The sequence below is a fragment of the Streptomyces sp. NRRL S-378 genome, assembly GCF_000720645.1.
Classification (GTDB): domain Bacteria; phylum Actinomycetota; class Actinomycetes; order Streptomycetales; family Streptomycetaceae; genus Streptomyces.
The window spans coordinates 68,939-75,744 of record NZ_JOBX01000031.1 but is presented as its reverse complement, the minus strand read 5'-3'; the positions used below and the strand labels follow the sequence as shown (position 1 = coordinate 75,744).

General features: G+C 68.0%; 6 protein-coding genes. All 6 read right to left on the bottom strand.

Features of this window, described 5'->3' with window-relative positions; translation table 11 throughout:
• Positions 1-321 precede the first annotated feature (321 nt).
• Positions 322-1,104, bottom strand: coding sequence for a CDP-diacylglycerol--serine O-phosphatidyltransferase (pssA, locus tag IH80_RS0122145; RefSeq protein ID WP_386395830.1), 783 nt, complete (start codon positions 1,102-1,104; stop codon positions 322-324).
• Between the two features lie 64 nt (positions 1,105-1,168).
• Entirely contained in the window at positions 1,169-1,825 is a 657-nt protein-coding gene (locus IH80_RS0122140; protein WP_030962725.1) for a phosphatidylserine decarboxylase, read from the bottom strand.
• Positions 1,826-2,011: 186 nt separating this feature from the next.
• Positions 2,012-3,217, bottom strand: a complete 1,206-nt coding sequence (locus IH80_RS0122135) for an acyl-CoA dehydrogenase family protein (RefSeq protein ID WP_030962724.1) — start codon at positions 3,215-3,217, stop codon at positions 2,012-2,014.
• 2 nt (positions 3,218-3,219) lie between these two features.
• Positions 3,220-3,732 carry a MaoC family dehydratase gene (locus IH80_RS0122130; protein WP_030027414.1) on the bottom strand — a complete coding sequence of 171 codons (513 nt, stop codon included), beginning with the start codon at positions 3,730-3,732 and terminating at the stop codon, positions 3,220-3,222.
• A 5-nt stretch (positions 3,733-3,737) separates the two neighbouring features.
• A complete protein-coding gene (locus tag IH80_RS0122125; RefSeq protein WP_030962723.1) occupies positions 3,738-4,712 on the bottom strand; it encodes an HpcH/HpaI aldolase/citrate lyase family protein in 975 nt (324 codons plus the stop codon).
• Positions 4,709-6,790: a protein meaA gene (locus IH80_RS0122120; RefSeq protein WP_030962721.1), complete on the bottom strand. Its 2,082-nt coding sequence runs from the start codon at positions 6,788-6,790 to the stop codon at positions 4,709-4,711. Before IH80_RS0122120 ends, IH80_RS0122125 begins: the two co-directional genes overlap by 4 nt.
• Between the last annotated feature and the right edge of the window lie 16 nt (positions 6,791-6,806).

Here is a 6,806-nt window from a genome sequence, read left to right as displayed (position 1 = left end):
CCACCGAGATCTACACCTCTCTATTCGTCGGCAGCGTCAGATGTGTATAAGAGACAGACCCCGCCCCCGCCCAGGTCGCCTCCCAGCCGGTCCCCAGGCCCCTTGCACTTGCCCCAGCCTCGGGGGCAGGGGCCCCCTCCATACCCCCGAGGGGCCTCTGTCCCCTCGAAGGGGGCGGGTAAGGCCCTGAGGTGTCGGGTCAGGGACGGGGTCGCTTCGTCGGCAAGGGCCCGGCCCCCCTCAGCCACCGCCCGGCCCCGCCCCCGGACACGCAGAGGGCCCCCGGATGCCCATGGCATCCGGGGGCCCTCATCGGTACGACTAGCGCAGCGACGTCGCTCGGGCTTCGCGGCGGTTGTGGCGGAAGGTGTTGGCCCTCCGCGTCGTCGCGAACAGCGGGATCGTCGCGGCCATCGCGATCTGCAGGGCGCAGCCGGTCTGGAGCAGCAGCTGGCCGCCCGGGGCGTCGAACGCCCAGGCCGCCAGGAGCCCCATCGCGCTGATGATCCAGCAGAGCATCGCCACCGCGAGGACACCCCGCGGCTTGGGGTACTCGACCCGGCTCACCATCAGCCAGGCCACCCCGATGATCGCCAGCAGCGTCGGGATGAACGGCAGCTCCAGCAGGACGATCGAGACGACCGTCAGCGCGCCGAAGGGGCTCGGCATGCCCTGGAACATGCCGTCCTTCATCGTCACGCAGCTGAATCTCGCGAGCCGGAGCACCACGGCGAGCAGCACCACGATCGCGGCCAGTGCCGACATCTTCTGGTCCGCGTCGACGGCGACCATGCCGTAGACGAGGACGAAGTAGGCCGGGGCCAGGCCGAAGCTGATCAGGTCGGACAGGTTGTCCAGCTCGGCACCCATCGGCGAGCTGCGCAGCTTGCGGGCGACGATGCCGTCGAAGAGGTCGAAGACCGCGGCGAGCAGCATCAGTATCACGGCCGTGGCGGCGCTGTTGCGGGCCATGCCCGACTCGCCGCTCCCGGTGAGGTGCGGGATGAGGATCCCGGTGGTGGTGAAGTACACCGCCATGAATCCGCACGTGGCGTTGCCGAGGGTGAGGGTGTCCGCTATCGACAGCCGCAGCGAGAGCGGCATGTCGTCCTCGGCGGACTCCTCCTCGGTGGACTCGGGCACCCAGCCGGTGGCCGGAGTCTCAGGGTCAGTCACGGTCAATTCGTGTCACCCCCGCGGTGGTGGCCTGACCGACCTCGACCGCGACCTCGACGCCCTCCGGGAGGTAGATGTCGACGCGGGAGCCGAAGCGGATCAGACCGATGCGTTCGCCCTGCTCCACCTTGGTGCCGGCCGGCAGGTACGGGACGATGCGGCGGGCGACGGCGCCGGCGATCTGCACCATCTCGATGTCGCCGAGCTCGGTGTCGAAGTGCCAGACAACGCGCTCGTTGTTCTCGCTCTCCTTGTTGAAGGCCGGGACGAATCCGCCGGGGACGTGCTCCACGGACGTCACCGTGCCCGCGAGGGGCGCGCGGTTGACGTGGACGTTGAGCGGGCTCATGAAGATCGCGACCCGGGTCCGCCCGTCCTTCCACGGCATGATGCTCTGCACCACACCGTCGGCGGGCGAGATGACACGGCCCTGGGCGATCTCACGCTCGGGGTCGCGGAAGAACCACAGCATGCCCGCGGCGAGCGCGGTTGCGGGCACGGCCACAGCGGCCCAGCGTCCGGACTTGCGGGCCCGGGTGAGGCTGAGCGCCGCGGTGGCGACGGTCGGCAGAAGCCACGGCGATGCTCCGCGGGCGAGACGTACGCCGAGTCGGCTGTCGCGGGATGCAGAGGTTTGGCTGTGGGGCATGGATGACCTTCGTAGCGGGTGATTGCCGCGCCGCAAACAGGGGGACGGGACGGCGGCTTTACTGGAATGCTATCGGTTGCGCGCAACAACTGGGCAAGCCAGAAGCCGAGTCGATGGCCGTCGGCCAGTGACTGGGAGTGACCTTGTTGCGACGGACCCGGGGAGGATCCGCCGCAAAAGGGACTTTCAGCCCTGGAGTCGGTACTCCTCAAGCAGGCGTCGCCCGATGATCATTTTCTGGATCTCGGCGGTACCTTCACCGATGAGCAGCATCGGAGCCTCGCGGTAGAGGCGCTCGATCTCGTACTCCTTCGAGAATCCGTATCCACCGTGGATGCGGAAGGCGTCCTCGACCACCTCCTTGCAGTACTCGGAGGCGAGGTACTTCGCCATCCCTGCTTCGAGGTCGTTTCGTTCCCCGGAGTCCTTTTTGCGTGCTGCGTTCACCATCATCGCATGAGCGGCTTCGACCTTGGTAGCCATCTCGGCCAGCTTGAACTGGATGGCCTGGTGTTCGGCGATGGCCTTGCCGAAAGTGTGACGTTGCTGGGCATAGGAGACACCCAGTTCGAAAGCACGCTGAGCGACGCCGCAGCCACGCGCCGCCACGTTGACCCGGCCGACCTCGACGCCGTCCATCATTTGGTAAAACCCTCGGCCGGTCCGGCCGCCGAGGACGCGATTGGCCGGAATGCGCAGTCCGTCCATGATGAGCTCGGTCGTGTCGACGCCCTTGTAGCCCATCTTGTCGATCTTGCCGGGGATGGTCAGGCCGGGACGGACCTCACCGAAACCGGGCTCCTTCTCGACGAGGAAGGTCGTCATCGACTTGTGGGGCGCGGTGCCCTCGGGGTGTCCTTCGTCACTGCGGACGAGAACGGCCACCAGGGTGGAGCTGCCGCCGTTCGTCAGCCACATCTTCTGGCCGTTCAGGACGTACTCGTCGCCGTCCTTCACCGCCTTGGACGTGATGGCCGACACGTCGGAACCGAGCGCCGGCTCGGACATCGAGAACGCGCCGCGCACCTCGCCCAGCGCCATGCGCGGGAGGAAGTGGTCCTTCTGCTCCTGCGTGCCGTGCTGCTTGAGCATGTACGCCACGATGAAGTGCGTGTTGATGATGCCCGAGACGGACATCCAGCCCCGCGCGATCTCCTCGACGCACAGGGCGTAGGTGAGGAGCGACTCACCCAGGCCGCCGTACTCCTCCGGGATCATCAGCCCGAAGAGGCCGAGCTCCTTGAGGCCGTCGACGATCTGCTGCGGGTACTCGTCGCGGTGCTCCAGCTCGGTGGCGACCGGGATGATCTCCTTGTCGACGAACTCGCGGACGGTCTTGAGGATCTCCCGCTGGACGTCGGTCAGCCCGGCGGTCTGGGCGAGTCGGGCCATGGCTACTTCTCCTGGGTCTTCAGCTGGGGGCGGCCGGGCTGCTCGCCGCCGCGCTCCTTGATGTACGTCTCGGTCGGGACCATCACCTTGCGCCGGAAGACGCAGACGAGGGTTCCGTCCTGCTTGTAGCCCTTGGTCTCGACGTAGACGATGCCGCGGTCGTTCTTCGACTTCGACGGGGTCTTGTCGAGGACCGTGGTCTCGCCGTAGATCGTGTCGCCGTGGAAGGTCGGCGCCACGTGCCGCAGGGATTCGATCTCCAGGTTGGCGATGGCCTTCCCGGAGACGTCCGGCACGGACATGCCGAGCAGCAGCGAGTAGATGTAGTTGCCCACGACCACGTTCTTGCCGAAGTCGGTGGTGTTCTCGGCGTAGTTCGCGTCCATGTGGAGCGGGTGGTGGTTCATGGTCAGGAGACAGAAGAGGTGGTCGTCGTACTCCGTGACCGTCTTCCCGGGCCAGTGCTTGTAGACGGCCCCGACCTCGAACTCCTCGTACGTACGTCCGAACTGCATCGGGATCAGGCCTCCGGGATCTCGAACTTGGTGGTGCGCTGCATGCCGGCGGCCCGGCCCTTGCCCGCGATGACCAGGGCCATCTTGCGGCTGGCCTCGTCGATCATCTCGTCGCCGAGCATCGCGGAGCCCTTCTTACCGCCGGCCTCCGAGGTGCACCAGTCGTACGCGTCGAGGATCAGCTCGGCGTGGTCGTAGTCCTCCTGGGAGGGGGAGAAGACCTCGTTGGCCGCGTCGACCTGGCCGGGGTGCAGGACCCACTTGCCGTCGAAGCCCAGCGCCGCCGCCCGGCCGGCCACCTCGCGGTAGGCGTCCACGTCACGGATCTGGAGGAAGGGGCCGTCGATCGCCTGGAGGTTGTGCGTGCGGGCCGCCATCAGGATCCGCATCAAGATGTAGTGGTAGGCGTCCGCCGGGTAGCCGGGCGGCTGCATGCCCACGACCAGGGACTTCATGTTGATCGAGGCCATGAAGTCGGCGGGACCGAAGATGATGGTCTCCAGCCGGGGGGAGGCGGCGGCGATCTCGTCGACGTTCACCAGGCCCTTGGCGTTCTCGATCTGCGCCTCGATGCCGATCTTTCCGACCTCGAAGCCCATGGTCTTCTCGATCTGGGTCAGGAGGAGGTCGAGGGCCACGACCTGCTGTGCGTCCTGGACCTTCGGCAGCATGATGCAGTCGAGGTTCTGGCCGGCGCCCTCGACGACCGTGATGACGTCGCGGTAGGTCCAGTGGGTGGTCCAGTCGTTGACGCGCACGACGCGGGTCTTGCCGGTCCAGTCGCCGTTGTTCAGCGCGTCCACGATGGTGTGGCGGGCGCCTTCCTTGGCGAGCGGGGCGCAGGCGTCCTCCAGGTCCAGGAAGACCTGGTCGGCCGGCAGGCCCTGGGCCTTCTCCAGGAACCGCGGGTTCGAGCCGGGCACCGCGAGGCAGGAGCGACGCGGGCGAAGGCGGTTCACCGGGTGGACGGGCGTGGTCATGCGGGGACCTCCGTGCTTGCAACGAGTGCGTTGTCTGTGTCGAGGGGAGCGAGCTTGTTGGCCTTGCGGATCTCGTCGACGATACGGCCGATGATCTCCGTGATGCCGAAGTCCTTCGGCGTGAAGACCGCGGCGACACCCGCGGCCCTGAGCGCGACGGCGTCGGCGTTCGGAATGATGCCTCCGACGATGACGGGGATGTCACCCGCCCCCGCCGTGCGCAGCCGCTCCAGGACGTCCGGGACCAGGGCGCTGTGCGATCCGGACAGGATGGACAGTCCCACGCAGTGCACGTCCTCGGCCAGCGCGGCGGAGGAGATCTCCTCGGGCGTCAGCCTGATGCCCTGGTAGACCACCTCGAATCCGGCGTCGCGGGCACGGACGGCGATCTGCTCGGCGCCGTTGGAGTGCCCGTCCAGGCCGGGCTTGCCCACCAGCAGCCGCAGCCGGCCGGAGCCGAGCTCGTCGGCGGTGCGCGCCACCTTCTCGCGGACCTCGTGCATCGGGGTGCCCGGTTCGGCGGCCACCGCGACCGGGGCCGAGGAGACCCCGGTCGGGGCGCGGAACTCGCCGAACACCTCGCGCAGTGCGCCCGCCCATTCGCCGGTGGTGACACCGGCCCGGGCGCACTCCAGGGTGGCCTCCATCAGGTTCTCGGTGCCCGCCGCGGCCTCCTTCAGGCGCTCCAGCGCCTGCTGGGTGGTGGGGAAGACGAACGGGTCGCCGTTGCCCTGGCGGTCCGAGGACTCCTGGCGCTCGGAGCGCCAGCGGCCGATGCGCTCGACGGTCAGGGCCTCCACGGCCCCGTCGACGGTCATGATGGCGCCGTCCAGGTCGGCCGTGAGCGGGTTCGGCTCGGTCTGCTCGAAGCAGTTCACGCCGACGATCTTGTCCTCGCCGGCCTCGATCCGGGCCCGCCGCACGGCGTGCGAGGAGACCAGCTGCGACTTCAGGTAGCCGGACTCGACGGCGGCCATGGCGCCGCCCATCTCCTGGATCCGGTCGATCTCGGCCAGGCAGTCGGCGACCAGGGAGTCGACTTTGGCCTCGATGACGTGGGATCCGGCGAAGATGTCGTCGTACTCCAGCAGGTCGCTCTCGTGGGCGAGGACCTGCTGGATGCGCAGCGACCACTGCTGGTCCCAGGGCCGGGGCAGGCCCAGCGCCTCGTTCCAGGCGGGCAGCTGCACCGCGCGGGCGCGGGCGTCCTTGGAGAGGGTGACCGCGAGCATCTCCAGCACGATGCGCTGGACGTTGTTCTCGGGCTGCGCCTCGGTGAGTCCCAGGGAGTTGACCTGGACGCCGTAACGGAAGCGGCGCTGCTTCGCGTTCTCGATGCCGTAGCGCTCCTTGGTGACCTTGTCCCAGATGCGGCCGAAGGCGCGCATCTTGCACATCTCCTCGATGAAGCGGACGCCCGCGTTCACGAAGAAGGAGATACGGGCGACCACCTCGCCGAAGCGTTCCTCGGGAACCTGCCCCGAGTCGCGCACCGAGTCGAGGACGGCGATCGCCGTGGACATCGCGTACGAGATCTCCTGGACCGGGGTGGCCCCGGCCTCCTGCAGGTGGTAGCTGCAGATGTTGATCGGGTTCCACTTCGGGATGTGGTTGACCGTGTACGCGATCATGTCGGTCGTCAGCCGCAGGGACGGCCCCGGCGGGAAGACGTGCGTCCCGCGCGAGAGGTACTCCTTGACGATGTCGTTCTGGGTGGTGCCCTGGAGCTGGGAGATGTCCGCGCCCTGCTCCTCGGCGGCCACCTGGTAGAGCGCCAGCAGCCACATGGCGGTGGCGTTGATCGTCATCGAGGTGTTCATCTGCTCCAGGGGTATGTCCTGGAACAGCCGCCGCATGTCGCCCAGATGGGAGACCGGGACCCCGACCCGGCCCACCTCGCCGCGGGCGAGGATGTGGTCGGGGTCGTAGCCGGTCTGCGTCGGCAGGTCGAACGCGACCGACAGGCCGGTCTGGCCCTTGGCGAGGTTGCGGCGGTACAGCTCGTTGGACGCCTCGGCCGTGGAGTGGCCGGCGTACGTCCGCATGAGCCACGGACGGTCCTTCTGGCGCTCTGTCATCTCAGGCTGTCCCTTA

What these genes read in the sequence shown, in the direction of transcription:
- pssA (WP_386395830.1), bottom strand. Translation starts at nt 1,104, where the DNA reads ATGCCGCTCTCGCTGCGGCTGTCGATAGCGGACACCCTCACCCTCGGC.
- IH80_RS0122140 (WP_030962725.1), bottom strand. Translation starts at nt 1,825, where the DNA reads ATGCCCCACAGCCAAACCTCTGCATCCCGCGACAGCCGACTCGGCGTA.
- IH80_RS0122135 (WP_030962724.1), bottom strand. Translation starts at nt 3,217, where the DNA reads ATGGCCCGACTCGCCCAGACCGCCGGGCTGACCGACGTCCAGCGGGAG.
- IH80_RS0122130 (WP_030027414.1), bottom strand. Translation starts at nt 3,732, where the DNA reads ATGCAGTTCGGACGTACGTACGAGGAGTTCGAGGTCGGGGCCGTCTAC.
- IH80_RS0122125 (WP_030962723.1), bottom strand. Translation starts at nt 4,712, where the DNA reads ATGACCACGCCCGTCCACCCGGTGAACCGCCTTCGCCCGCGTCGCTCC.
- IH80_RS0122120 (WP_030962721.1), bottom strand. Translation starts at nt 6,790, where the DNA reads ATGACAGAGCGCCAGAAGGACCGTCCGTGGCTCATGCGGACGTACGCC.